The 691-nt window shown below is 40.5% G+C and carries 1 protein-coding gene; it reads right to left on the reverse strand.

Going from position 1 to position 691, the window contains the following annotated elements; genetic code table 11:
* Positions 1–362: 362 nt before the first annotated feature.
* Complete coding sequence (locus R7Q48_RS27595; protein ID WP_005461387.1) at positions 363–629, reverse strand: YihD family protein; 267 nt, start codon at positions 627–629, stop codon at positions 363–365.
* Positions 630–691: the final 62 nt, after the last annotated feature.

Consider the following 691-nt stretch of genomic DNA (forward strand, 5'->3'; position numbering starts at 1 on the left):
TAAAACGATCCCCGTTTCCTTTGTGGGTTTTCGGGTTAAAAGTCTTGGGAGTCACATCTTTGATATCGATCTTGTCCTGACTCATGCACTCATCCTTCTTAGGCTTTTTTATAATGTACGGCGGCATTTCTGGTGATGTCGCTCTGTGACATTGCTATTAATTATTTTAGTTAATACTGATAAACGGCGATTATACAAGCAATAACAATTCCTTTTCTTTAACGCAGTCTACGTTTAACAACAAAAGTCAGTACAGTTAACCTAATAAACGGCTGAACAGTTATAACTGTATTAAAAATCTATTTGATTTAGTTATAAAAAAAGCGACTCTGAGGAGTCGCTTCGAAAGTCGTGAGACGTGTTTATTTGATGATGCCGCGAGCACGTAAGATGGCGGTTTTGAAGTCATCTTCTTGGTCTTTCTTCAGGCCCGGGATCATTTCGTCTTTGCTGCTGTTGCGCATTTTAAGATGGTAGATCAGTACGTCGTCGGAGAGATCTTCCAACTTGCCGTCGTAGCCCGCCTCTTGCGCCAGTTTGACGATGAATTGCAGCAGGTTCATTTCTTGGTCTTTTTGCCACTCAGGCTCTAATAGCTCAAGTAGCTCTTCTATGCGATGACACTTCATTTCTTTCTCCACAATATTTATAAGTATTTGCGCTTAAGGTATCAAATTGCATCGCGAAGAAA

It is taken from the genome of Vibrio sp. 378, assembly GCF_033339435.1.